At 49.5% G+C, this 23,275-nt stretch carries 19 protein-coding genes and 2 tRNA genes; 13 read left to right on the forward strand and 8 right to left on the reverse strand.

All coding sequences use genetic code 11. The annotated features are described in order from the left end of the window. Positions 1–57: 57 nt before the first annotated feature. The gene (gene gltX / locus GTPT_RS07595; RefSeq protein ID WP_025903570.1) at positions 58–1,473 is read left to right on the forward strand and encodes a glutamate--tRNA ligase; all 1,416 of its coding nucleotides are present in this window, start codon (positions 58–60) and stop codon (positions 1,471–1,473) included. 42 nt (positions 1,474–1,515) lie between these two features. On the opposite strand, the gene GTPT_RS07600 is transcribed toward gltX, so the two are convergent. Further along, positions 1,516–1,872: a YfeC-like transcriptional regulator gene (locus GTPT_RS07600; protein WP_025903569.1), complete on the reverse strand. Its 357-nt coding sequence runs from the start codon at positions 1,870–1,872 to the stop codon at positions 1,516–1,518. Between the two features lie 285 nt (positions 1,873–2,157). Between GTPT_RS07600 and GTPT_RS07605 the strand changes: the two genes are divergently transcribed. The 4 genes from GTPT_RS07605 (at position 2,158) to GTPT_RS07620 (ending at position 4,789) form a co-directional block, all read left to right on the forward strand. Beyond that, positions 2,158–2,233 (forward strand) — tRNA-Ala (locus GTPT_RS07605). Positions 2,234–2,274: 41 nt separating this feature from the next. Continuing rightward, positions 2,275–2,350, forward strand: a tRNA-Ala gene (locus GTPT_RS07610). A gap of 655 nt (positions 2,351–3,005) precedes the next feature. Further along, positions 3,006–4,142, forward strand: coding sequence for an AI-2E family transporter (locus GTPT_RS07615; protein ID WP_029990942.1), 1,137 nt, complete (start codon positions 3,006–3,008; stop codon positions 4,140–4,142). Between the two features lie 446 nt (positions 4,143–4,588). Then, positions 4,589–4,789 carry a hypothetical protein gene (locus tag GTPT_RS07620; RefSeq protein WP_029990944.1) on the forward strand — a complete coding sequence of 67 codons (201 nt, stop codon included), beginning with the start codon at positions 4,589–4,591 and terminating at the stop codon, positions 4,787–4,789. A gap of 156 nt (positions 4,790–4,945) precedes the next feature. Here the strand turns inward: GTPT_RS07620 and GTPT_RS07625 are convergent, their stop codons facing one another. Next, the gene (locus GTPT_RS07625; protein ID WP_025903566.1) at positions 4,946–6,133 is read right to left on the reverse strand and encodes a NupC/NupG family nucleoside CNT transporter; all 1,188 of its coding nucleotides are present in this window, start codon (positions 6,131–6,133) and stop codon (positions 4,946–4,948) included. A 382-nt stretch (positions 6,134–6,515) separates the two neighbouring features. Here GTPT_RS07625 and GTPT_RS07630 point away from each other — a divergent pair, with 382 nt between their 5' ends. Both GTPT_RS07630 and glk read left to right on the forward strand, forming a co-directional pair. Further along, a complete protein-coding gene (locus tag GTPT_RS07630) occupies positions 6,516–7,754 on the forward strand; it encodes an Nramp family divalent metal transporter (protein ID WP_025903565.1) in 1,239 nt (412 codons plus the stop codon). Between the two features lie 277 nt (positions 7,755–8,031). After that, complete coding sequence (glk, locus tag GTPT_RS07635) at positions 8,032–8,994, forward strand: glucokinase (RefSeq protein ID WP_025903564.1); 963 nt, start codon at positions 8,032–8,034, stop codon at positions 8,992–8,994. Positions 8,995–9,041: 47 nt separating this feature from the next. Here the strand turns inward: glk and GTPT_RS07640 are convergent, their stop codons facing one another. Both GTPT_RS07640 and GTPT_RS07645 read right to left on the reverse strand, forming a co-directional pair. Continuing rightward, complete coding sequence (locus tag GTPT_RS07640) at positions 9,042–9,773, reverse strand: LytR/AlgR family response regulator transcription factor (RefSeq protein WP_025903563.1); 732 nt, start codon at positions 9,771–9,773, stop codon at positions 9,042–9,044. After that, positions 9,770–11,488: a sensor histidine kinase gene (locus tag GTPT_RS07645; protein WP_025903562.1), complete on the reverse strand. Its 1,719-nt coding sequence runs from the start codon at positions 11,486–11,488 to the stop codon at positions 9,770–9,772. The genes GTPT_RS07640 and GTPT_RS07645 overlap by 4 nt, the downstream gene beginning before the upstream one ends. Before the next feature lie 426 nt (positions 11,489–11,914). Here GTPT_RS07645 and GTPT_RS07650 point away from each other — a divergent pair, with 426 nt between their 5' ends. Continuing rightward, positions 11,915–12,385 (forward strand): universal stress protein, encoded by a 471-nt coding sequence (locus tag GTPT_RS07650; protein WP_025903561.1) that lies wholly within the window; start codon positions 11,915–11,917, stop codon positions 12,383–12,385. Further along, positions 12,382–13,185 (forward strand): hypothetical protein, encoded by an 804-nt coding sequence (locus GTPT_RS07655; protein ID WP_025903560.1) that lies wholly within the window; start codon positions 12,382–12,384, stop codon positions 13,183–13,185. Before GTPT_RS07650 ends, GTPT_RS07655 begins: the two co-directional genes overlap by 4 nt. An 85-nt stretch (positions 13,186–13,270) precedes the next feature. Here GTPT_RS07655 and GTPT_RS07660 read toward each other — a convergent pair whose 3' ends face one another. Next, entirely contained in the window at positions 13,271–14,485 is a 1,215-nt protein-coding gene (locus tag GTPT_RS07660; RefSeq protein WP_025903559.1) for an L-lactate MFS transporter, read from the reverse strand. A gap of 155 nt (positions 14,486–14,640) precedes the next feature. Next, positions 14,641–15,540, reverse strand: coding sequence for a DMT family transporter (locus tag GTPT_RS07665; protein WP_025903558.1), 900 nt, complete (start codon positions 15,538–15,540; stop codon positions 14,641–14,643). Positions 15,541–15,727: 187 nt separating this feature from the next. On the opposite strand from GTPT_RS07665, the gene GTPT_RS07670 reads away from it, so the two are divergent. Beyond that, positions 15,728–16,600, forward strand: coding sequence for a helix-turn-helix transcriptional regulator (locus GTPT_RS07670; RefSeq protein WP_029990947.1), 873 nt, complete (start codon positions 15,728–15,730; stop codon positions 16,598–16,600). Positions 16,601–16,631: 31 nt separating this feature from the next. On the opposite strand, the gene GTPT_RS07675 is transcribed toward GTPT_RS07670, so the two are convergent. Together GTPT_RS07675 and def are read right to left on the reverse strand one after the other, a co-directional pair. After that, on the reverse strand, positions 16,632–16,880 hold the full coding sequence (locus GTPT_RS07675; protein WP_025903556.1) for a DUF2534 family protein: 249 nt from the start codon (positions 16,878–16,880) through the stop codon (positions 16,632–16,634). 568 nt (positions 16,881–17,448) lie between these two features. Beyond that, a complete protein-coding gene (def, locus tag GTPT_RS07680; protein WP_025903555.1) occupies positions 17,449–17,952 on the reverse strand; it encodes a peptide deformylase in 504 nt (167 codons plus the stop codon). A gap of 180 nt (positions 17,953–18,132) precedes the next feature. Between def and cho the strand changes: the two genes are divergently transcribed. From cho to GTPT_RS07695, 3 genes are all read left to right on the forward strand, one after another. After that, entirely contained in the window at positions 18,133–18,975 is an 843-nt protein-coding gene (gene cho / locus GTPT_RS07685; protein WP_025903554.1) for an excinuclease Cho, read from the forward strand. Positions 18,976–20,763: 1,788 nt separating this feature from the next. Continuing rightward, positions 20,764–22,206 carry a cytochrome ubiquinol oxidase subunit I gene (locus tag GTPT_RS07690; RefSeq protein ID WP_025903553.1) on the forward strand — a complete coding sequence of 481 codons (1,443 nt, stop codon included), beginning with the start codon at positions 20,764–20,766 and terminating at the stop codon, positions 22,204–22,206. Between the two features lie 16 nt (positions 22,207–22,222). Beyond that, a complete protein-coding gene (locus GTPT_RS07695) occupies positions 22,223–23,269 on the forward strand; it encodes a cytochrome d ubiquinol oxidase subunit II (RefSeq protein WP_025903552.1) in 1,047 nt (348 codons plus the stop codon). The last annotated feature ends 6 nt before the right edge of the window (positions 23,270–23,275 follow it).

Raw genomic sequence — 23,275 nt, forward strand, 5'->3', positions numbered from 1 at the left:
TTTATTTCTGGTTTTTGTCGTCAGTGATGATAAAACCGCGTCCTAAGGCAATGTTTAATGAAAATTAAGACTCGTTTTGCGCCAAGTCCTACCGGCTACTTACATGTGGGTGGTGCCCGTACTGCTCTTTATTCCTGGTTATACGCCCGCCACAATAAAGGTGAGTTCGTTCTGCGTATAGAAGACACCGATCTTGAACGCTCCACACCGGAAGCCATCGAAGCCATTATGGATGGTATGAACTGGCTGAACCTGGACTGGGATGAAGGTCCTTATTACCAGACCAAGCGCTTTGACCGCTACAACCAGGTCATTGATGAAATGCTGGCTGCCGGAACCGCGTATAAATGCTACTGCTCTAAGGAACGTCTGGAAGCACTGCGTGAAACGCAGATGGAAAACGGTGAAAAACCACGTTATGACGGGCGTTGCCGTGACAGCCATGAGCATCACAGTGATGATGAGCCATGTGTGGTTCGATTCCGTAACCCGCAGGAAGGTTCGGTGATCTTTGATGATCAGATCCGTGGCCCGATTGAATTCAGTAACCAGGAGCTGGATGATCTGATCATTCGCCGTACAGACGGTTCACCGACCTATAACTTCTGTGTGGTGATCGATGACTGGGATATGGAAATCACCCACGTGATCCGCGGTGAAGACCATATCAATAATACCCCGCGCCAGATCAACATCCTGAAAGCTATCGGTGCACAGGTTCCGCTCTATGCACACGTTTCTATGATCCTGGGTGATGACGGTAAGAAACTGTCTAAGCGCCATGGTGCCGTCGGTGTGATGCAGTACCGTGATGATGGATTTTTACCGGAAGCGTTACTGAATTATCTGGTTCGTATGGGCTGGGCGCACGGTGATCAGGAGATTTTCTCTGTCGCTGAAATGACAGAGCTGTTCCGTCTGGATGCTGTCAGTAAATCTGCGAGTGCTTTCAATACAGAAAAGCTGTTGTGGCTGAACCATCACTACATTAATACGCTGCCGGCAGAATATGTGGCGACCCAACTGCAATGGCATATTGAACAGCAGAACATCAATACCGCTGTCGGGCCGGAATTGCCTGCACTGGTTAAACTGCTGGGTGACCGTTGTAAGACACTGAAAGAAATGGCGGAAAGCTGCCGTTACTTCTATGAGGATTTTGATGCATTTGATGCAGATGCTGCGAAAAAACATCTGCGTCCGGTCGCGCGTCAGCCATTAGAGCGTGTGGCTGAGAAACTGGCGGCGATCTCTGACTGGACGGCTGAGAATGTTCATCAGGCCATTCAGTCTACGGCCGATGAACTGGAAGTGGGTATGGGTAAAGTAGGGATGCCATTACGTGTTGCGGTGACCGGTGCCGGGCAGTCTCCGGGACTGGATGTTACCGTTGCAGCTATTGGCCAGCAACGGAGTATCGCCCGTATCCATAAAGCCCTGGGCTTTATCGCTGAGCGCGAAGCACAGGCGTAATCATTGTCGATGTGCCGGAAACCTGTGGGTTTCCGGTCTTTATTATTCCCCGTCAGGGATATCCAGGCGTTGCAGCATTCCGCGGATCCCTTCACGAAGTAACAATCCGCTTAATTGTTCTTTTTCATGGCGTGTCATCTGACTTATACTGCTCAGTAGCAGGGTGGCCAGTGGATCTTTCTCGACAATATAGTTCCCTTTTGGCTCAGACACATGCCTGATGGAATCAAGGAATGTTTTCACTTCTTCATCGATGTGTATCAATCGGGCTTTGCCACCCTGAACACCAGGTTTCGGCAGGGTAGCCCAGCCTTCTCGCTTGATCCATTTATTGATTGTCTGGCGGCTATACCCTGTTTCCAGCGCCAGTTCTTCCGGAGTCATCCATTCCTTTTTCACACTGTTTTCCTTTCCTGGTTGATGTAACGATTTTATTTTACAATGAAAGGTAACTTGTACGTTAAAAAAAGAAAAGATTTCGTCATCATCCCTATGCACGGATTCACCTTTTATTGTGATCTATCACCCGAAGCCTGGAATTTTAAAGGGGATGACAGTGGTCTTACCCGATGAATATGGTGGCTTTTTCAGCAGTTGCGCGCAGATCATAAATTTGCCGTTGACACCCATGCCCCGGTTTCATATTATGCCGTCCGTCAGGTCAGCCCTGACAATTTTCGGTCTGGGGGTATAGCTCAGCTGGGAGAGCGCTTGCATGGCATGCAAGAGGTCAGCGGTTCGATCCCGCTTATCTCCACCATTACTTCATCAGAAGTAACGCACCGAAAATGTTCCAGATGTGGGGGTATAGCTCAGCTGGGAGAGCGCTTGCATGGCATGCAAGAGGTCAGCGGTTCGATCCCGCTTATCTCCACCACTTCTTATTTTCTTATCCGTTTTATTTCTTCACTATCATCCTGTTTATCATCTCTTTCAGATCCGCGTTTCTATCATTTAATTTCTTTTTAATCAGAGTGTTAGCCTGTTCACTGTACGCTATGTGACGCCATTACGGCAAAGTCTGTATATCCTTCTCTGTAATCAGCTCCCGCTCAGTCAATGGCAGCAGTTATCTTCTTTTATGGTCATCATTTTCGTCGTCGTCAGCAGATAACCCCTTATTGGCTGCCTGCGATGTTTGCATGCTGGCTGAACAGTGTTGCGATTAACTCCGTTTCGTGACTTTTCCGCGACCAGGTGCCCGGAAATACATCTTTCAGTTCCGGAGAGTCGGTGTGAGCAGAAGGAGGTCCGCTTTCCTGTGGTTTATCCTGTAGTTGCTGTTATTTTCAAAAAGTAACGTTATTTATGATATTCCCCCGCATCAGTGAGTTGGCTTTTTGGGCGGGAGTTGCTGTGTCAGGGGCCGTGCCGCGGGCATTATGCCCCCGTAAAGTGATAAATATCATTTTTATCATACCTCTGGCGGCTTCAGCGGCTATTTCTTCAGCATAGTGCTATCTGAATATTGCATTCTTCCCTTTATTTACTACAGTTAACAGTAACTTATTCAATGATAATGAGAATAACTGATGAGAATTAAAGGCATTAATGAAGGATTTTTTGTGCTGCTCTTGTTGCTGAGCACCCTGGCATTTTGCATGGTACTCAAGTCATATTATTCGTCAATTTTTTGGGGAGTCATTCTGGCACTGTTGTTTTATCCGCTTAAAACACGGGTCAGGGCGTGGCTGGGGGGCAGAAATGGTCTGGCGGCATTACTGACATTACTGATCATCTGTCTGATCGTCTTTATACCCTGTGTGATTGTGATGAGTTCACTGGCTTATGAAGGCAATGAGGTCTACAACAATCTCCAGCAGAATAACCATTTCTTATCCACATCTATCAGTACGGTAGTTCATCATCTGCCGGGTTTTGTGCAGGAATTTCTGAATCGCTATAACCTGACTAATGTCGATGCGCTTCAGCAAAAGATTTCCGGCCTGGCGATGCAGGGTAGCCATACACTGGCCAGCAGCGCGCTGGTGATAGGGCAGGGTACCTTCAGCTTTACGGTCGGCTTTATCATTATGTTATATCTGCTGTTCTTCTTCCTGAAGGATGGTGCGTATCTGATTGGCCTGGTACTGGATGCATTGCCTCTTAGCCGTTATATGAAACATCATCTGTTCACTAAACTGGCCGCCGTTTCCAAAGCGACGGTAAAAGGGACTGTGGTCGTGGCAATCGTCCAGGGGGCTCTGGGGGGCCTGGCTTTCTGGTTCCTGGGCGTGGAAGGCAGCGTGCTATGGGGAGCGTTAATGGCGTTTCTTTCACTGGTCCCTGCCGTCGGATCAGCCATTATCTGGTTACCGGTGGCTATCTATTTCCTGGCCGCCGGTCCGCTGTGGAAAGGTGTCTTCCTGGTTGTCTTCTTCATCTTAGTTATCGGGCTGGTGGATAACATGCTTCGTCCGTTACTGGTGGGTAAAGAGACACGTATGCCGGATTATCTGGTGCTTATGTCAACCCTGGGCGGAATGGAATTATTCGGTCTGAACGGGTTTGTTATCGGACCGCTGGTTGCTGCATTGTTTATTGCCTGCTGGAATTTATTGTCCGGTCGCGACAACCAGTCTAATACCGATAAAATTGATGATGGTTTTATTGCAGAAGGACATGAAGGTCATAAAGCGCAGCGGACACAAGCTGATAAAGCTGAATAAACGTTATAAAAGAAAGTCCGGTGCTCTCCCGGACCGTTAAGCGATTTATCACTTAACACCCGCAGTGATAAACTGTACCCCAAACGTCGGGCCGCCGATGAAGTAAGGTACAGTTTTTTATTACCCGATATTTTCCGTACTAAAGCCATTCTGCTTTCCTTCCTATTGCTATTTTTCGGGCATTTTTACTCATTTTATAAACGTGATCTCACGGCGGTTTTCAGGTGCATGAATTTCTTTAAACCGGGGGGATGGGTATGATGGCACGATATTACCCATATAAAGAAAAGGGTTTATCGGCATGGGTGCATCGACAGAAAACATAGAGGCAAAAGAAGTGCAGGAGGCGCTTGTGCGGGAGTTTCCGCCAGAAGATATCCGGAGGGTATTTCCCCGAAACACCCATCCGGATGTTGACCATACAACGAGTCCGGGCAAGCCATTCGATGGCGAGCGAATATCTACCGTTCCTGAACAACCTGCTTCCGGAGTCAGCAGGGCCTGCGTTGCCGCTGAGCCGTAAAATGTACCGTGAAGATTTTCGGGAACAGATGGACAAATACGGAAAAGACTCACCAGCAGAAGAGCTGAAACGCAACCGGATGTTCCACCACCTTCTATATTACGACGATGTATTTATTATCTGAACTGACTCTGCATATTATCCCCGTTAAAAAAGGAGTCATTAGCCAGGCTGTCGTTTTAAACACACCGATCAGCATGAGCGTGCCAGTTAAGTTATTGGCTTTTTTTTATAAAAAAAACGGGGCCTGATGGCCCCGTTGTTCAGTCTGAGTGTCGGATCAGGCAAGAACCAGTCCGGCAACTGCCGCAGATAACAGGCTGACCAGTGTTGAACCGTAGAGTAATTTCAGGCCAAAACGGGAGACAATATTTCCCTGCTCTTCATTCAGACCACGAATAGCGCCTGCGACGATACCGATGGAGGAGAAGTTAGCAAAAGAGACCAGGAAAACAGACAGGATCCCTTCAGAGCGTGGCGTCAGCTGGCTGGCCATCTTCTGCAGATCCATCATGGCAACAAACTCATTCGACACCAGCTTGGTCGCCATAACACTGCCAACTTTCAGCGCTTCGTCTGCAGGGACACCGATGATCCAGGCAAACGGGTAGAACAGGTAACCCAGGACACCCTGGAAGCTGATACCGAAAATGGTAGTAAACAGCGCATTGATGGCAGAGATCAGGGCAATAAAACCAATCAGCATGGCCGCCACGATGATAGCAACGCGGAAACCGGCAATGATGTATTCACCCAGCATTTCGAAGAAACTTTGTCCTTCATGAGTGTTTTTCAGTTGCAGGTCATCTTCCTGTTCGACTTTGTACGGGTTAATAATCGAAAGAACGATAAAGGTGCTGAACATATTAAGGATCAGGGCTGCGACCACATATTTAGGCTGCAGCATGGTCATATAGGCACCGACGATGGACATGGACACCGTAGACATGGCGGTAGCTGCCATGGTGTACATACGGTTGTGAGACATTTTCCCGAGGATATCTTTATAAGCGATAAAGTTTTCAGACTGCCCCAGAATTAACGAGCTGACGGCGTTGAAAGATTCCAGTTTACCCATGCCATTAATTTTGGAGAGTACCGTACCGATGGCGCGGATAACCAGTGGCAGAACACGGAAGTGCTGAAGAATACCGATCAGTGCAGAGATGAAAACGATAGGGCAAAGGACATTCAGGAAGAAGAAAGCCATGCCTTTGTCGTTCATGCCGCCAAAGACAAAGTTGGTTCCTTCGGCAGCGTATTTCAGCAGAGTATCGAAGAATCCTGCGAAAGCTCTGACAAAACCCAGTCCGGCTTCTGAATTCAGGAAAAACCAGGCCAGCAGAACTTCGATCACCAGTAACTGGATGACGTAGCGGATACGAATTTGTTTTCTGTTTTTACTTGCCAGTAAGGCAAGGGCTGCGACAACCACCATTGCCAGAATAAAGTGAAAAATGTGTGCCATGCGGGCTCCGGTTCTGAGGGGAGTTTTATTTTGTGGTGTATTCTATGTAACACGTCGCATAAAAACGAGATCCAAAACCCAATATAAGCAAAAGATCTCGCTGTTTTTTTCGAATAACCGACGGTAACAGTGCCTCTTTTTGTCCGGAATGTATCGCACTATTAAATAATCTGTCTTTTTTTGTTAATTTCTCATTAAACCTGTCCGTAGTCGTTCACAAACCCTTTGCTCAAATTTTGCTTATCAGGTACCTTGAAATGCCATGGTATAGCCTGTGCTATACTTTTTAGCATCGTCTATTGATGCAATAATTATTACCGATTTAACGTCCCTGATACTTTGCGGGTAGAGTAGGGGTCAACCATATCTCCGGGGAAGCCAGATGCCAGACAGTCAGACTACTGAACGCACAAACAAACAGAGAAAAGTAAAGCTGGCATTGATGGGGCCTGCCTTTATTGCAGCGATTGGTTATATCGACCCCGGAAATTTTGCCACCAATATTCAGGCCGGGGCCAGTTATGGTTATCAGTTGCTCTGGGTTGTTGTCTGGGCCAATATCATGGCGATGCTTATCCAGTTGCTCTCTGCGAAACTGGGGATTGCGACCGGAAAAAACCTGGCCGAGCATATCCGTGACCGTTTTCCCCGCCGCGTTGTCTGGTTCTACTGGGTACAGGCAGAAATTATCGCGATGGCGACAGATCTTGCGGAATTTATTGGCGCGGCGTTAGGGTTTAAACTGCTGTTCGGCATTTCATTACTGGAAGGCGCGGTCGTCACCGGAATTGCCACATTCCTGATCCTGATGTTGCAAAGCCGCGGGCAAAAGCCCCTGGAATGGGTGATTGGCGGGATGCTGTTATTTGTCGCTGTAGCCTACGTTATTGAACTGTTCTTTTCTCAACCGGATCCTGCAGGTTTACTGCGTGGTATGGTATTACCTACGCTGCCGGAAACGGACGCTCTTTATCTGGCGGCCGGGGTACTGGGTGCCACCATTATGCCGCATGTGATTTATCTTCATTCGGCACTGACACAGCGGGATACCGGCGGTAACCGTAGCCAGCGTTACAGCTCCACAAAAATGGATGTGGCTGTCGCGATGACGATTGCCGGTTTTGTGAATCTGGCCATGATGGCAACGGCGGCGGCTGTATTCCATTTTAACGGACATACCGGTATAACGGAATTGGACCAGGCGTATGTCACACTGAAACCCCTGCTGGGGAATGCTGCGGCACTGGTATTTGGCCTGAGTCTGGTCACTGCCGGTCTGTCCTCTACGGTGGTAGGGACATTGGCCGGCCAGGTGGTCATGCAGGGGTTTATTCATTTTACCATCCCGTTATGGGTGCGCCGCCTCGTGACGATGTTGCCGTCATTTATTGTGATCATTGCCGGGATGGATCCGACGCGGGTACTGGTTCTGAGCCAGGTGCTACTGAGTTTCGGTATTGCATTAGCCCTGATCCCGTTACTGGTCTTCACCGGAAACTCCCAACTGATGGGCGAGCTGGTCAACAGTAAAAAAACACGTATCACCGGAGGGGTGATCGTTGTACTGGTGATAATGCTTAACCTCGGGTTGCTGATAGGTGAAGTCCCGGGACTATTGTAGTAATCTGAAAATCTCCGGTATGAAGTCCGCCGGATGGCGGAGCACTTTCATTAAAGGGCGCGGGAAACTTCCTCAGTGGCAGCGGTCACTGTCAAGGGTAAAAATTTTCCTATGGTATTATTCAGCATCTTACCTATGTGCATTGGCTATTCTGCAAGGTATGGTAGATTACTGTAAAAATTATAACGTGATTTCGCCGGACTTATCGGTGAAGAAATAATTTGAAGATGCCACTGTGTCTTCACCATCAATTACCCCCAAGCGGAGTAGCATAAGAATGACAAACTATGCCTTGGTCGGCGATGTTGGCGGAACGAACGCCCGCCTTGCATTGTGTGAAGTGAGTAACGGTAATATCTCACAGACCAAAACCTTCTCTACCTCTGATTTTCAGAGCCTGGAGGATGTCATCCGTCACTATCTTTCGGAACAGCCGGAAGTACGGGCTGCCTGTATTGCGATAGCCTGCCCGGTGAAAGATGACTGGATCGAAATGACCAATCATCACTGGGCATTCTCTATTGAAGAGATGAAGCAGAATCTTGGTCTGGAACATCTGGAAGTGATCAACGATTTTACGGCAGTCTCAATGGCTATTCCTTGTCTGAGTGATGACGATGTTATTCAGTTTGGCGGGAATGAACCGGTTAACGGTAAGCCGATTGCCATCTATGGAGCAGGTACCGGGCTGGGTGTCAGCCATCTGGTGCATGTGGATAAACGCTGGGTCAGTCTTCCGGGCGAAGGGGGGCATGTCGATTTTACCTGTGGCACCGAAGAAGAAGATATGATCATGAGCGTGTTGCGTGCAGAACGTGGTCGTGTCTCCGCAGAGCGTGTGTTATCCGGTAAAGGTCTGGTGAATATCTACCGTGCGATTGTCATTTCAGATAACCGTGAACCGGAGAAATTACAGCCTCAGGATGTGACCGAACGCGCGCTCTCCGGTGAGTGCACCGATTGCCGTCGTGCGCTGTCACTGTTCTGTGTGATTATGGGCCGGTTCGGCGGAAACCTTGCGCTGACACTCGGTACCTTCGGCGGTGTCTATATTGCCGGTGGGATCGTGCCGCGTTTCCTGGAATTTTTCAAAGCTTCCGGTTTCCGTGCTGCCTTTGAAGATAAAGGCCGCTTCCGTGCTTATGTCCAGGATATCCCTGTCTACCTGATCACCCACGATCAGCCAGGATTATTAGGTGCCGGTGCCCATATGCGCCAGTATCTGGGGGTCGTGCTGTAACAGCACCCTGTGATAGCTCGCTGTGATCGTGCCAACTGACCGGACGGTTACAGCTTCATCAGCTGGCGGAACGCTTTGACTTTGCTGCGACTGACCGGGATCTGAAACTCCAGCTCATGGAGTTTCAGAATATAGGTATTGTTAAACCATGGCTCAATTTCGCGGATCCGGTTCAGGTTCACGCAGAAAGAGCGGTGACAGCGGAAAAACTGACTTTCCGGAACCCGCTGGCAAAACTCACTGATACTCATCGACATAATAAACTGATCACGGCGGGTATAGACGATGGTCAGCTTCTCATGGGCTTCCGCATAACAGATATCGTGGATATCGGTCACGATAATCCGATCGTCCTTCACCAGATTAATGGTCTGCTGGATCTTTTCTGCCGCCCGGGGAACGACGGGGTTTTGCTGCGCCTGCCAGTTGCTTTCCAGCTTATTCAGCATCGTGACAATACGCGATTCCTGATAGGGCTTCAGAATATAGTCAAAGGCTTCTAATTCGAAGGCTTCTACCGCGTGCTCTTTCCAGGCCGTAATAAACACAATCAGCGGACGTACGGCGAACATGCTGATATTTTTTGCCAGCAGCATGCCATCCAGTGACGGGATATTAATATCGAGGAAAATCACGTCTGCCTGATGATTTTGCAGATATTTGAGGACATCAACACCGTCGGTAAAGCAGGCCTCAATGCTGATATGGCTGTGATGCTGTATCATCCAGCTGAGTTCCTGCTGTGCCAGGTACTCATCTTCCACAATAATGGCCTTCACGTAATAGTCTCCGGACTGAATTGTCGTTGGTCGAAAGCTTTGGGTGGCACGTTTTTTGTTACCGTGAAGGAGATTTCAGTACCAGGGGAGAGCCGCCTGATGCACAGCCCCTCTCCGTACAGCAGCCGGACGCGGTGATGAACATTTAACAGCCCTATCTTATTGCCGGGCATTTCATTACCGGCCACGCGGCGGATAACGTCTTCGCTGATCCCTTCACCGGTATCGCGTACCGAAATAGAGACATCCCCGTCGGTGTCTGTCCTTCTGACACTGATGGTCACCACACCTTTTCCCTGACTTCGTTGTATGCCGTGCACAATGGCATTTTCCACTAACGGCTGGATCAACAGGCTGGGAATTTTGCAGGCAATATCTTCATCAATATCGTAAATCACCGAGAGTTTGTCGCCAAAACGCGCCTGTTCGATGGCAATATAATCCATAACCTGGTAGAGCTCTTTTTTGATATCTATGGGTTCGTCATCACTCAGTTCCAGGTTATAGCGCAGGTAGCGGGAAAGGTTGATCACCAGCTGTCGTGCGGTATCCGGGTTCATCCGGATAGAAGACGAAATAGCGTTCAGAGCATTAAACAGGAAGTGCGGGTTAATTTTACTCTGCAGCGCACGGAGTTCGGCTTTATTCGCCATTTCCCGTAACTGCTCTGCACGGGATACCTCCAACTGGGTCGATATGATTTGTGACAAACCGACAGCCATTTCTTTCAGAGAGCCGGTTATTTTATGTGCCCGGCGATAATAGATTTTTAATGTCCCGGCGACGGCGCCTTTTTCCCGCAACGGGATCACCAGGATAGAGTGGATATCCCGGGTACGATAGGCTTCATCATTATTGCGGATAATGATTTTACCACTGGTAATGGCCAGGGTAGTGGTCGGGCTCAGACTGATATTCCCTGTCTGATAGTGCTCCTCTCCGTAACCGACATAAGCCAGAATTTCCTGGCAATTGGTCAGGGCAACGGCATCTGCGTTGATATCATGGCGGATTATTTCACATACCTGACGTAACGACTCGCTGTTCACATGGCGGAACAGGGGTAACGTTTTGTTGGCAATATCGAGAGCCAGTTTGGCCTGCCGGGCGGCCTGTGCCTCTTTTTCACCCTCCACGCTTTGCACCAGCAGGACAATCAGACCGATACTCATCGACCCGAGGATCATCGGCAGTGCAATTTCACTGACTATTTCAATGCCCAGTGCGGCAGGACGGGCAAAGAGAACAATCAGCAGCATGGTCAGGGATTCACATAACATACCGCAGAGGATCCCGGCACTCCAGCGCCGGGATTTCCCGACATGCTGGTAAATCATTCCTGAGATCACACCCGCCAGAATACTGGTGATCAGACAGGGAACGGAGCTGACCCCGTGGATATCAATCAGGTAGCGATGCAGCCCGGCAATCACACCGGTAGAAATGCCCACCCAGGGACCAAACAGGATCCCGCCGGACATGACGGCTATGATACGGACGTTCAGTAAGGAGCCATCCACATTAATGCCGGTCCAGGTACTGAACAGCGCAAATAACGAAAAAATGAGGATGACGGCCAGCTTTTCTGCCGGCGTATAGTCATCTTTTTGCAGTAACTGACGGAACGGGGCGGCCCGTGTCAGAAAAAACAGGCAAATCAGCATCAGGGCAGCCCGATCAAAAACTGCCAGTAGTTTATCAAAGTGCAGGAACATCGTGGCAGGCCTTAGATCAGATTGCGACAGGGATTGCGGCGTATGATAGAAAAAACTCACCTTGTGCACCAGTGCCGGGTCCGGTTATTCCACCGGAAAAGGTATTCTGATCAATTTTTCGTGGCCGACAGGCCAGCGGTGCCGGGAAATAGCTGGTTACCTCACCACATCAAATCTTGCAGGATTGAAAATATATTAAAAGCCAATTTCTGTCGCTACGTCTTCCTTTTACACTTCAGGGAGTATGAAAAGGTGGGCTGAGTCCTTTTTTATAGCGGATTGCATCAATGCTCTGACAAATATAGAGAATAAGGCTACAGTAGTTGCTCGTTAAACTGTGTTACCTGCAGCAGGCAGTCCTGTTTTCTGTGAAACATGCGACGTCAGAGCGGGTGACAGCCTTTCACTGGAAGTGAGCTTGATAGAATGAAAACACTGTTGATGGCGATTGATCGTCAGGCCACCATGGCAGAAAAAGTGATTAACGTGACTCTGGAACAGGCCAAAGCGCATCAGGCGTCGGTCATTATTTTATGTTGTGTGGCGCCGGATGATGCCGCCTGCAGTCAGCCGATGGAAATTGATACCGCAGAAAAAAATGCGCTTTCAATGGATGCGCTGGACTCCCGGAATTCTGCCGAACAGATAGTTCGCTATGCGCTGAATCCGTTTGCAGAGGCCGGTATTCCTGCCCGCGGGATGATTTGCTGCGGTGACCCGGCGACGACGATCGTTGACCAGGCTGACCGGCTTAATGTGTCGATGATTATCATGGGACGGCGCCATCTCTCTGCCTTCAATCGTATTCTGAAAAGTTCAGTCAGCGCGGCGGTCCTGGAAAGAGCTCACTGTCCCGTATTAGTCGATGTATCCAGAGAGACTTCGTCTTCAGTATGACCGATACCCTTATCCCTTCAATTTCCGGCCTGGTTATTTTGGGGCTTTTCTGGACACTGGTTGTCAGGAAGAGCCGGTTATCGCTGGCCGGTGGTATTCTTCTGACGGTGCTCCCGGTCATTGCCGGAAACCTCTATTGGTTTTATGCCTGTAAGCCTGAACTGGATGTACAAAAACAGGAACAACGTGCGCTGGCTCAAATTTCCTCACTGCCAGGTTACCGGGTACTGAAAATTCAGGAGCCCGGACTCTGGCGAATGCTACAACAGGCTTTTTTGCGGTCGGTTCGCGAGGGTAACAGTGTTCCTGTCGCCCTGGGACAGTTGCGCGGTATGCTGGTGGATGTCATCAATCAGCGTATCGGCCGGGCCAGTGATGATGCGGTGATCCATTATGTCTCGATGTCAGTGGATGAAATGAAAACGCTGGATAAAATCTCGTCCGATGCCTGTTTTCGTTTCCTGTATCCCCAGGTCGAGGGCGGAGTTAATCTTATGCAATTGCTTCCGCCAGCGCTGAATACGGAGGATGCAGAAGCGATGGAAACGCTGCTGCTGACCAGTCAGGGCCCGGATAAGCCTCTGGATAAAACGCTGGCGACTGAAACCCTGAAAGAAGTGGTCAGCACGTTATATCCGCGCTGGGGTGACCAGCTCAGACAACTGAACGAACCCGGAGATACCTCCCCGAACCATCAGGCGCTCTGTGATATGACGATCGATTTCTATCAGACGATCCTTAGCTTACCGCCGGCTCAGTCGGTGAATTTGTTACGAATGATGGTGCTGAGTGCTGAATAACCTGCGTTCATACGGCAGCAGGTCACCGGGGAAATACGTTTGCCTGCTCCGGTGAGCAGGCAGGGGAACCGCGGGATGCCCTCAGTCAGGAATTCAGCACCGGGGCGGTGGCGGTAAAACGTGCGCCAGGCGGGCGAATGGTCAGAGAGAGAGCCAGTGATGCTATCAGCAGAACCATAATCAGGGTAAAAGTCACGGTAAAGCCACCGGACAACGAGGCGACCAGCGACCCGAGGATACTGCCAATACCGAAGCCCAGATAAATTACGCCATAATTTTTAGTCAGATTATTCAGCCCAAAAAAATCACTGACCAGAGAGGGGAAAACGGTAATGGTTCCGCCGAAGCTGAACGCGATACTGGCCACAGCGATAAAGAACGTCGTTTCATTCAGTGAACTAAACATCAGCAGGCTCATCCCTGCCAGGGAAATCACCTGCGCCAGCGAGATGACGCGAATACGGGGCAGTTTATCGGATAATACTCCCAGCACCAGGCGTCCGCTCAGGTTGGCTATTGCTATTACCGTTACTGCGTTGGCTGCACTTAGCGCAGGCAGGTGGACCATGCTTTGGCCGATATCTTTCGCCACGCCAATCACATATAACCCGCTCATACAGGCGGTAAGAAACATCAGTGCCAGCATCCAGTATTGCGGTTGTTTCATTGATTCAGCCAGTGAAAAATCATAGCCGGAAGCCACGCCGGGCTGTGACCCTCTGCGCGGAGCATCTTTCATCAGTGATGCACCCATAGCCACCATCACCAGTGCAATACATCCCCACAGCATAAACGTGCGTTCAAGCCCCTGATGGATCAGCAGGTAGCTGCAGATAAACTTAAAGCCCAGACTGCCCAGACCGTATGCCCCGATGGCACAGGCAGAAATCACCCCTTTACGTTCCGGAAACCATTTTACACAGTTAGATAATGTCATCAGATAACCGGCCCCATCGGCCAGTCCGACCAGTACCCCGGCACTGAGATACAGCATCGGCAGTGATGAGGCTGCAGAGGTCAGGAAAAAACCGATAGCCAGTAACCCTCCGGCACCAAGGGTAACCTTCCTGACTCCGAACCGCTCCTGCAGTTTACCGGCCAGAGAAGAGGCAATCGCCAGTCCGAGACTGAGTAAGCCGAAAGAAAGTGCAACTTTGCTGACGGGGGCTGAGAGTTTTTCTGACAGGGGCTGATTAAACAGACTCCAGGTATAGACAGAGCCCAGGGCAAACTGCGTAATAATGGTGCCGGCCAGGGTCAGCCAGCGGGTCAGGGGGGAAAAGGGTGATTCTGTATTCATATCATGCTCCGCATGCGAGTGTTCTGCTGCAGTGAGCATAATGAATGCCTGCTTTCTTGTGTGGGTAATGGCATGAAGTGCAGTTTTCAGGGAATGAATGACATTGTTCGGGGAATAAACGGAAGCACTGGCGACAACCGGCCGCCAGCAGGTTCTCAGGTGCGGCGATAGCGGCATCGCAGAGGCGTACGGATAAACATTAAAAGATTAGCGCAGGAGATACCTGCCAGCCCGATAATGGCATGGGGTTGCCAGACGAAACCTTCATATTCTGCGGAAAAAGCCAGGGCAACCAGAGGAAATAACAGGGTACTCCAGCTGGCTTTGGCCGGGCCTATCCGGCCCAGTAAGATAAAATAAGCACCGAACCCGCAGACGGAACCGATAATAGCCAGGTAGCAGACTGCACCCAGCCAGCGAATATTCGCGGGCGGGACGAGCGAATACCCCATAAGAAGACTCACTAAAGCCATCACTAACGCGCCGTAGAGCATGGCATAGCCGGTTGTCGTCAGCGTATCCTGTTGCTGTTGTTTGTGGCGAACACTGATCATATTGCCCAGAGAAAAGCCGAGTGTGCCCAGTGCTGATAAACCGATACCGCAGAGCAGCCCGGGGGATACATGATTTTCTGATAACTGCGGCCAGAATAAAATAACGATCCCCCCGACCCCGATAACGACTGCCGGAAGAAAGCGTGCAGGTGGTTTCTGCCGGAAAAAAATCCAGCTATTAATTGCGTTATAGCAAACCGCCATCGAAAAAATAACGGATTCCAGCCCGCTGTTGATCCACTGTGCGGCATGGTAAAAACAGATGAAATTGAAGCCGAAGATAGTACAACCCTGAAGCAGACAATAAAGGTGTGTCTTTCGGGATAATGAGGTCAGCCGTCCGGTTAGCTTTAGCGCCAGCAATAAAACAACGGATGCCAGCGCAAAGCGCCAGAACACAGCAACAGTGACCGGAATGGCTGCATTATGTTGTTGTACAAAAATGGCAATCCAGGTGGTTCCCCAGATGAGGACGACAGCGAAATAGAGCAGTATATTCATTTGATCTCCGGTCAGCCTTATTTTTCGGCCTTCAGTATCAACGGAACAAAAAGGGACTGTTTGTATCATCCTGCTACCGGTTTGCTTATTTCTGCGCTTTTATTTGTGTGAAGTGAGGTAACGCTGGCGAACGAAGATAGCGGCAGCATACACTGTGCGTCTGACAGCCGAAGAGGGTGAAAAGGGGATGCCTGATTATCAGACAATAGAAATTCTGCAACGGCATAAAGCCAGGCTGCTCAATAGCGTTGCCCTGGACAACGGGGTTCAGCTGGCCTCCTGGTTTAATCAGTGTGACAGAGTGCACCACCAGAGTAATCACCATACGCTGAGCCTGTATATTGCAGATGGCTATGACACCTGGCATAAAACGCCCCACGGCTGGCGTAACGGTGGCGGACCGGACCGTTTTTGTCTGATGCCCGCCGGTAGTGGTTCCGTCTGGGATATTCGTGCCCGGCTTTCTTTTGTGCACCTCTATTGCACGCCGGAACATTTATCGGCACTGGCAGAAAAGATTTGGGATCGCAGCCCGTCTGATGTGATCCCTGATGAAAAAATTTTCGCAGATGATGGCCAAATCACTCAGCTCTACCGCCAGTTTTTACTGAATTATGACTGGCAGCAACCGGCGAACCACCTGTTACTGAGCACAGCCAGCACGCTACTGCTGACCTGTATGGTACAGCAGTACAGCCGGGTGAACTGGGCATTGCCGTCCGTCCGTGGGGGGCTGGCCCCGGCCACGCTGAGGCGGGTATGTGAATTTATTGATCACCATCTTAGCGGGGCACTGACCCTGTCCACGCTGGCCGGTGAGGCCGCGTTAAGTGAATACCACTTTTCAAGAATGTTCCGCCAAAGCACCGGACTGCCGCCACATCAGTATGTCATGGAAAAACGCATGGCAAAGGCTGCTGAGTTGCTCCGCTATCAGGGCATCCCCCTGACAGATATTGCAGTATGCTGCGGCTTTAATTCACTGAGTCATTTCAGCCATCGTTTTCGCCGCTGGTCGGGGATGAGCCCGTCAGCGTACCGGCAAAGCGGGTGCCGCTGACGGCACCTGAGAGATGGCAGAGGAAAGAAGGCTAGTCGCGTTTATCGCTCTCACCCAGGAAGAAATACCATAACGGGACGGAGAAAATTCCGGTAAACACTGCAGTATAAATGACTATCATCATACATTGGGTCAGCATAAGCTCCGCAGGCCATTCGTTCAGCGGAAGATGATATTCATCAAAGACTCCCCCGATAATAGCTCTGCTCATCACACAGGCGGTGATCACCGCCACAGTAATGACTGCGTATAAGAAATGACGCCTGTTTTTATTTAACATCGTTCCGTTACCTCGTTTCAGTCCGGGCGACCCGGAATGTCCATTGATACTGATTGTGTTAACTCACTGTACCTGCTTATGCCGCCGTGGGTTGTGAATCATTCCGGAGCCGCACATCACATCTGTGTCCTGGCCGGTTAACTGCGCTGAGGTGCTATCCCGGAGTCACGGCATGGTCTCTATCATAGTGCCTGTTATTTTTTAACAAAAGGTTAACTTTAATCCTTCCCGGGCGACGGGAAGACTTTTCGGCTAACGATAAAAGGTTATTGATAGATTTATAATAAGAATTATTATCATTATTAACTCTGACGACAGGACAAAGGGTAATTACAGAAGGAAGAGAGGCCCGGAGACGCTATTTCTGCTATAGGGAAATTATTTAATATTATTTAAGTTTTTTTATTCTGTTATATCGCCGGAGTGAATATCTGACGACGGCGAAACAGATCCTGAATCTCAGCAGAGATATTTCCGGGTCAAATGGCAGGGTATTCCATCACAGAACGACCAGTCTTTCCCGGAGAAGATCCTCGTGTGTCGTATATCATTACGCGTATGGAACAGACTATTTTTTTATCTGTTTTTTCAGTCGGGTGAGTACACGCTGTTTTTTTAAGGGCGACAGATAACTGGCGGGAGAGCGGCCATGCAGATGGTCGAGGGTATGCTGCAGAAACACGGCCAGGTAACCCCCGGCATCCAGTTGCTGATGCCGGCCTTGCGGATCCTGATACTCCACATTCACTGCTACGGCACGGGGTGTTTCTATCGTTTCGCCGGGTAGTGAGGGGCATTGTTCCCTGAAAATGGCGGTTTTCTCAGAATATCCGACGATCACCGGGTTAATCAGTACAAATTGCTGACGGCGAGCCTGTTCATCGGTGATATCAATGGCGACGATTTGTTTCGGAATACCCAGCTGAATGGCGGCCAGCGCAGACTCCTGGTGAGTTTGCATGGCTTCCTGCAGCGTTGCGATGTCCTGAGCCAGCTGTTCATCAAACTGTGTCACCGGCAGGCAGGGTTGCTGCATTTCAGGCTGGACGATGGAAAAGATCATGGTGTCCATAGTGTGTCCGTTGTTACAAATGACTGCTGTTTTATCAGAATAACCGGATCCCTCGCCGGGGAAAAGTCCGAATTTGCTGTGGATAGCCTGCGGAAAGGTGCGGGTGTCTCAAAGAGATTATGCAGAAATACCGCACAACGGCTAAAATAACGTCACTAAAAGAGAGGTAATACTGACGTAATGAGAGCCAAAAGTTATCACTGGCAGCCAGAAAAAGTGCCGTTTATCTACCCTGTGGCACTGCGCGAGAATATAGAAAGCGTTCCTTCCGTCACCGGCGTCTATTTTTTCTATGGTGAAAGCGACACGATGCCACTCTATATTGGCAAGAGTGTCAATCTCCGTTCACGCCTGTTGTCACATTTGCGTAACCCTGATGAAGCGAAACTGCTGCGTCAGACCCGCTATATTCGCTATCAGCAGACTTCCGGAGAGATAGGTGCACTCCTGCTGGAGGCTCAACTGATCAAACAACTGAAGCCATTATTTAATAAAAAATTACGCAGAGTCAGACAGTTACATACTCTGAAAATGGATGAGGCGGGTATCAGCGTGGTTTCACTGAGCCAGCAGGAGATCGGCTACAGTGAAAATATCTACGGACTCTTTAAGAACCGCTACAGTGCACAGGAAGCGCTGAAAGAAATCGCCGATCGCCATCAGCTTTGCTATGGTCTGCTGGGGATAGAGAAAATCCCCGCGGGTCGTGCCTGCTTCCGCCATGCATTACGTAAATGTTCCGGTGCCTGCTGCGGGGTTATTACCGCCGAAGCGCATAATGCACAATTACTTGAAGCATTACAGACCCTGAAAGTCGTTTGCTGGCCGTGGCCCGGGCGGATAGCGTTACAGGAAGGCGATAAATATCATGTAATTGACCATTGGGCATGGCTTGGAGAGGCAGATACTCTGGAACAGGCTAAGGCACTGACGCAGATCTCAGGCGGCTATGATATCGACAGTTATAAGATCCTGTGTAAGCCGCTGTTGTCCGGCAATTACGGGATCATCCCGCTAGCCTGACGACTGTTATTTTTTCGCCGGGGAAGAGCAGGAAGTGGCGGAAGTCATTCCCTGCAGATTGGGGGCCCGGCTGTCTGCAATGACACATTCTGTCTCTGCTACGATCTTATGCGTTTTTCCGCTCTGCCAGCGGTTATCGTCATCAGACCGAAGATCGGGTATTCAGCAACGGCTGTGTATTGACGTCATCTTCCGGTAATAGTGATGACGGAACCTCACAAATTACATTTTTATGTTCATCATCTGCGTTTTTTATTTTATACCTTCTCTTGCAGAGATGGAAAATAGCCGCTAAGGGATACGTTGCAAAGGCTATAGATGCAAAGGATCCTGCCCGCTTTCTTTATTTCCGGCGAAGACCACAGGGGGATATTTCATTGGTCACCCTGACAGTGACAACGCATCAGACGCCAAGTCTGATCTGGCTTGTTCTTTTTCCAGACGGGTCGCGCCCCGTCCTTCTGTGGCATGAGTCTGTTGCACGCTGCTGATACCGTACGCGATTCGGACGGTGGGGCAGGGCGCTTATAGACTGGCGTAGTACTCCGCTTGCAGAACCACTGACCGTCCGGCATACCGTTTTGCAGGAGCACTATCATTAATCGTGTTTAGCGACAGCGAATAAGCCTGTACGGCAATGAATAATATGACACAGGTACAACACTGTTGCCCTCGTTCCGGCTCAGGCGGGGGAGAGGGCGCTGACGGTATCGGTATCGTGTCCCGTTAAGAGTCTGAAGCAAGACGTCCGGAGTCTTGCTGCAGAACGGTAGTGCTCTTGGTAAGGAAGAATGATTTCTCCGCTTCCGTGGAACCATCAAACCTCATTGCGGTCTTTAGGTGGGCAGGTAATTTCTGCTATCCCTCAGGACGTAATATGTGCTATTAAATAAGAAAGATTCTTATTCTCAACAATGGTGTTGTTATAAATAAGTTATATTGGTTATTAATTATGGGTTCAGGTTTATTTTATGTATGCCCTTTGGTGAATTAAATGTCTTATATTTTCTGCCTGCCAATATTATTATATTAACTGAAAGTGATTATAAATATTGGCAATTAATATTTCTTTCAGGATTGCGTAATATTATTTGAGGTAATTCCTTCCGGAAGCCTCCCCGGGTATGATTTTTTAACCTCATGATTTAAATCAGTAAAAAGTAACTTCCTATATTTTAATTATTTCAGAGCACGGCGCAGAAAGTTGTTTTACGTATCAGAGATTACCGATTGATTTTCTTTTGGTTACAATTGGTTCATTGAATGCGGAATAAATTTTTTAGATGTGAATGAATATAATACACTCCGCAACAAAAAGTCGTTTTTCCCACATTTTTCTTGACAACATCCGGGTGTGGAGGAATATACTGGGCCTCATTCGGACTACACAGAACCAGTTATTGTGCTCTTATGACAATATATGCGTCTCTAAAATCTGGGTACATCTCTTATAAGCAAATTCAGCGTCAGTCAGTTCAGTAATTTGTTTATAGTCGGGTACCGCATAGCGCTTATCCAATAAGCTTCGCCTGTAAACGTTTCGTTGCAAGAATTGTTTACGTCCCTGTTTGTAAAGATAAGGGCGAGCGGGCAAGTTTTATCCTGTGTTTTTGGCTTTTTGCAGGGATATGTGCTATCGGAGTGCTCTGGCGTTTAGAGGAAAGGATGGTGCGACATCTGTTTCTACTTCTCCCTGTCTCTGCTCTTATCATTTTACCTGCCTGGTAAGGGAATTGGCACGTGGGTGTCGCGGGCTACTATGGTCACTTAATACAAAAGAAGATAGTCATGTTAAGTAATGATCTCACATCGCTGATTACGCGTATTGACTTCGCGTTAATCTCATCAATTCATATAATTTATCCACCGCTAACCATTGGTCTGGCTCTACTTCTGTTCATTTCTGAGCTGATTTGGGTCAGGAAAAAAGATGATAAGTGGTACCGTATCACGCGTTTTTTTGAAAAGCTGTTCATTGTTAACTTCGGTGCAGGTGTTGCTACCGGGGTTACGATGGAGATGGCTTTCGGTATCCTTTATGGTCGCTTCTCTCAGGCCGCCGGTCCGTTCTTCGGCCAGGTCTTAGGGTATGAAACCATTACCGCCTTTATGTATGAAGCCGGGTTCATCGGTCTGATGATCTTTGGCTGGGGCAAAATCAGTCGCGGTATGCACCTGTTTGCAACCTTCAACGTGGCGCTGTCTTCAACACTGTCGGCAATGTGGATCCTGGTGGCTAACTCCTGGATGCAGACGCCAACCGGTGTTGTCTACAAGAATGGTATCTTCGAGGTCACTGACTGGATCGCGGCACTGTTTAATACCAACGTCCGTTCTGCTTTCCCGCACATGCTGCTGGCGAGCTTTGAGCTGTCGCTGACTTTCGTGGTCTCAGTCTGTGCCTTCTTCGTACTGAAGCGCCGTCATGTGGATATCTTCCTGAAACCGTTTAAATATGGTCTGGTCGCGTTGGCAGTTGTCGCGGCAGCACAGGTATATATGGGGGATGTTCTGGGTGAAAATACCCTTGAGAACAAGCCTGCAGCGCTGGCAGCGATGGAAGGTCAGTATGATGCTTATGATGCGCAAGGCAATGTTAACAATGCCTGGAACATCATCGGCTGGCCAAATAAAGAAGGTACAGGCCTGGCATGGTCGATTTCTATCCCTCATGCACTCAGCCTGATTGAAACCAAAACCTGGAATGGCCCGGTACGCGGACTGAACAGCTTCCCGAAAGATGAGCAGCCGCCGGTTGTCATCCCGTTCTATACCTTCCGTATCATGGCAGCTGCGGGTGGTGCACTCCTGCTGATCAGCCTGTGGGGTGTGTGGCTGATGGCTCGTCGTCGTCTGACTGCGGAAAAAGCCTCAGATAACAAGCTGTTCCTGATGATTGCTGTGGCGATGGTGGTTCTGCCTTACCTTGCGGTTATCGCAGGCTGGTGGACACGTGAAATCGGTCGTCAGCCGTGGATTGTTTACGGACTGATGCGTACAGAAGACGGAATGAGTGCAATGACCACCGGTCTGGCTATCTTCTGGCTGATTGGTTTTGCAATCTTCGAATCAGCGGTCGTTGTCGGTACGATCTGGTTCCTTGCGAAAGTGGTTCGCCAGGGTCCTGATTTAACCAGCAACATCCCGGGTGAAGGTCATGAGCACCTTGGGCAGCTTGACCTGCCTGAAGGCGAGCATGCTGACCATCCCGAATACATAAGACCGGTTTGATACGGAGAAGATAATCATGGATATGCTTACACATACTCAGCATTTTTTGATCATTGCCTGGTGGCTGGCTTTTGGTGTCAGCGTACTGTTGTACATCGCGCTTGATGGTGCAGATCTTGGGGCCGGGATCTTCTCACTGTTTGTGAGAGATCACGACGAACGCGGCGCTATCATGACCGCGATGGCCGGGACCTGGGATGCCAACGAGACCTGGCTTATCGTGGCAGGGGGTATCATGTTTGGTACCTTCCCGTTCGTCTACGGTTCTGCATTCAGCTATCTGATGGTGCCGATGGCACTGGTACTGTGGGGCATTATGTCCCGCGCCGTGGCACTGGAGTTCCGTCACCTGGCGTCTCCGTTCTGGCAGCGTTTCTCTGACGGTGTCTTCGGTATTGCCAGCCTGACGGTCACTTTCTTTGGTGGTGTTTGTGTCGGTGCTATTCTGCAAGGTTTTGCACTGGATAACCCGGCTCAGGGTGTACCGCACTATGCAGGCGGGGCGTTTAACTTTATTACCCCTTTCTCCATCTGGACTGGTATTGCTTCCTGTATCGCGATGACATTCTCTGGTGTGCTGTTTGTTCGTGCCCGCTTCGAGAAAACAGAACCTCTGCGTCAGATTGCTGCACGCTGGACCGCAGTGGTCTTCTGGTTAGCGATTATCGCGGTGGTCATTACCTGGATCTGGAGCGCAGCGAACTTTGACTGGGCACGTGATAAATGGTTTGGTCCGCACTTCTGGATTTGGGGTATCTTTGCCCTGCTGGCACTGATCTGCATCGAAATGGTACGTCGTGATACCCTGAAAGATAAAGATTTTGCGGCAATTCTGTGGTTCAACGGCGCTGCACTGATCCTGGGCTTTGGTATGCTGATCACCATGTTCCCATGGCTGGTGCCAGGCACCTGGACCATCTGGAATGGTGCTACCCCGCAGGTTTCCCTGATCACCTTCACCCTGACTATGGGTGGGTTTGTACCGGTCATGCTGATGTATAACTGGTATCAGATTTGGGTATTCCGCGGCCGTATCTCCAAACTGGTTGGCTACGGACACTAAACACAC

It is taken from the genome of Tatumella ptyseos ATCC 33301, from assembly GCF_000735525.1.
Lineage (GTDB): Bacteria > Pseudomonadota > Gammaproteobacteria > Enterobacterales > Enterobacteriaceae > Tatumella > Tatumella ptyseos.

What these genes read in the sequence shown, in the direction of transcription:
- GTPT_RS07660 (WP_025903559.1), bottom strand. Translation starts at nt 14,485, where the DNA reads ATGAATACAGAATCACCCTTTTCCCCCCTGACCCGCTGGCTGACCCTG.
- glk (WP_025903564.1), top strand. Translation starts at nt 8,032, where the DNA reads ATGACAAACTATGCCTTGGTCGGCGATGTTGGCGGAACGAACGCCCGC.
- GTPT_RS07650 (WP_025903561.1), top strand. Translation starts at nt 11,915, where the DNA reads ATGAAAACACTGTTGATGGCGATTGATCGTCAGGCCACCATGGCAGAA.
- GTPT_RS07655 (WP_025903560.1), top strand. Translation starts at nt 12,382, where the DNA reads ATGACCGATACCCTTATCCCTTCAATTTCCGGCCTGGTTATTTTGGGG.
- GTPT_RS07645 (WP_025903562.1), bottom strand. Translation starts at nt 11,488, where the DNA reads ATGTTCCTGCACTTTGATAAACTACTGGCAGTTTTTGATCGGGCTGCC.
- GTPT_RS07670 (WP_029990947.1), top strand. Translation starts at nt 15,728, where the DNA reads ATGCCTGATTATCAGACAATAGAAATTCTGCAACGGCATAAAGCCAGG.
- GTPT_RS07620 (WP_029990944.1), top strand. Translation starts at nt 4,589, where the DNA reads ATGGCGAGCGAATATCTACCGTTCCTGAACAACCTGCTTCCGGAGTCA.
- GTPT_RS07625 (WP_025903566.1), bottom strand. Translation starts at nt 6,133, where the DNA reads ATGGCACACATTTTTCACTTTATTCTGGCAATGGTGGTTGTCGCAGCC.
- def (WP_025903555.1), bottom strand. Translation starts at nt 17,952, where the DNA reads ATGGACACCATGATCTTTTCCATCGTCCAGCCTGAAATGCAGCAACCC.
- GTPT_RS07695 (WP_025903552.1), top strand. Translation starts at nt 22,223, where the DNA reads ATGGATATGCTTACACATACTCAGCATTTTTTGATCATTGCCTGGTGG.
- GTPT_RS07630 (WP_025903565.1), top strand. Translation starts at nt 6,516, where the DNA reads ATGCCAGACAGTCAGACTACTGAACGCACAAACAAACAGAGAAAAGTA.
- GTPT_RS07675 (WP_025903556.1), bottom strand. Translation starts at nt 16,880, where the DNA reads ATGTTAAATAAAAACAGGCGTCATTTCTTATACGCAGTCATTACTGTG.
- gltX (WP_025903570.1), top strand. Translation starts at nt 58, where the DNA reads ATGAAAATTAAGACTCGTTTTGCGCCAAGTCCTACCGGCTACTTACAT.
- GTPT_RS07665 (WP_025903558.1), bottom strand. Translation starts at nt 15,540, where the DNA reads ATGAATATACTGCTCTATTTCGCTGTCGTCCTCATCTGGGGAACCACC.
- GTPT_RS07690 (WP_025903553.1), top strand. Translation starts at nt 20,764, where the DNA reads ATGTTAAGTAATGATCTCACATCGCTGATTACGCGTATTGACTTCGCG.
- GTPT_RS07615 (WP_029990942.1), top strand. Translation starts at nt 3,006, where the DNA reads ATGAGAATTAAAGGCATTAATGAAGGATTTTTTGTGCTGCTCTTGTTG.
- cho (WP_025903554.1), top strand. Translation starts at nt 18,133, where the DNA reads ATGAGAGCCAAAAGTTATCACTGGCAGCCAGAAAAAGTGCCGTTTATC.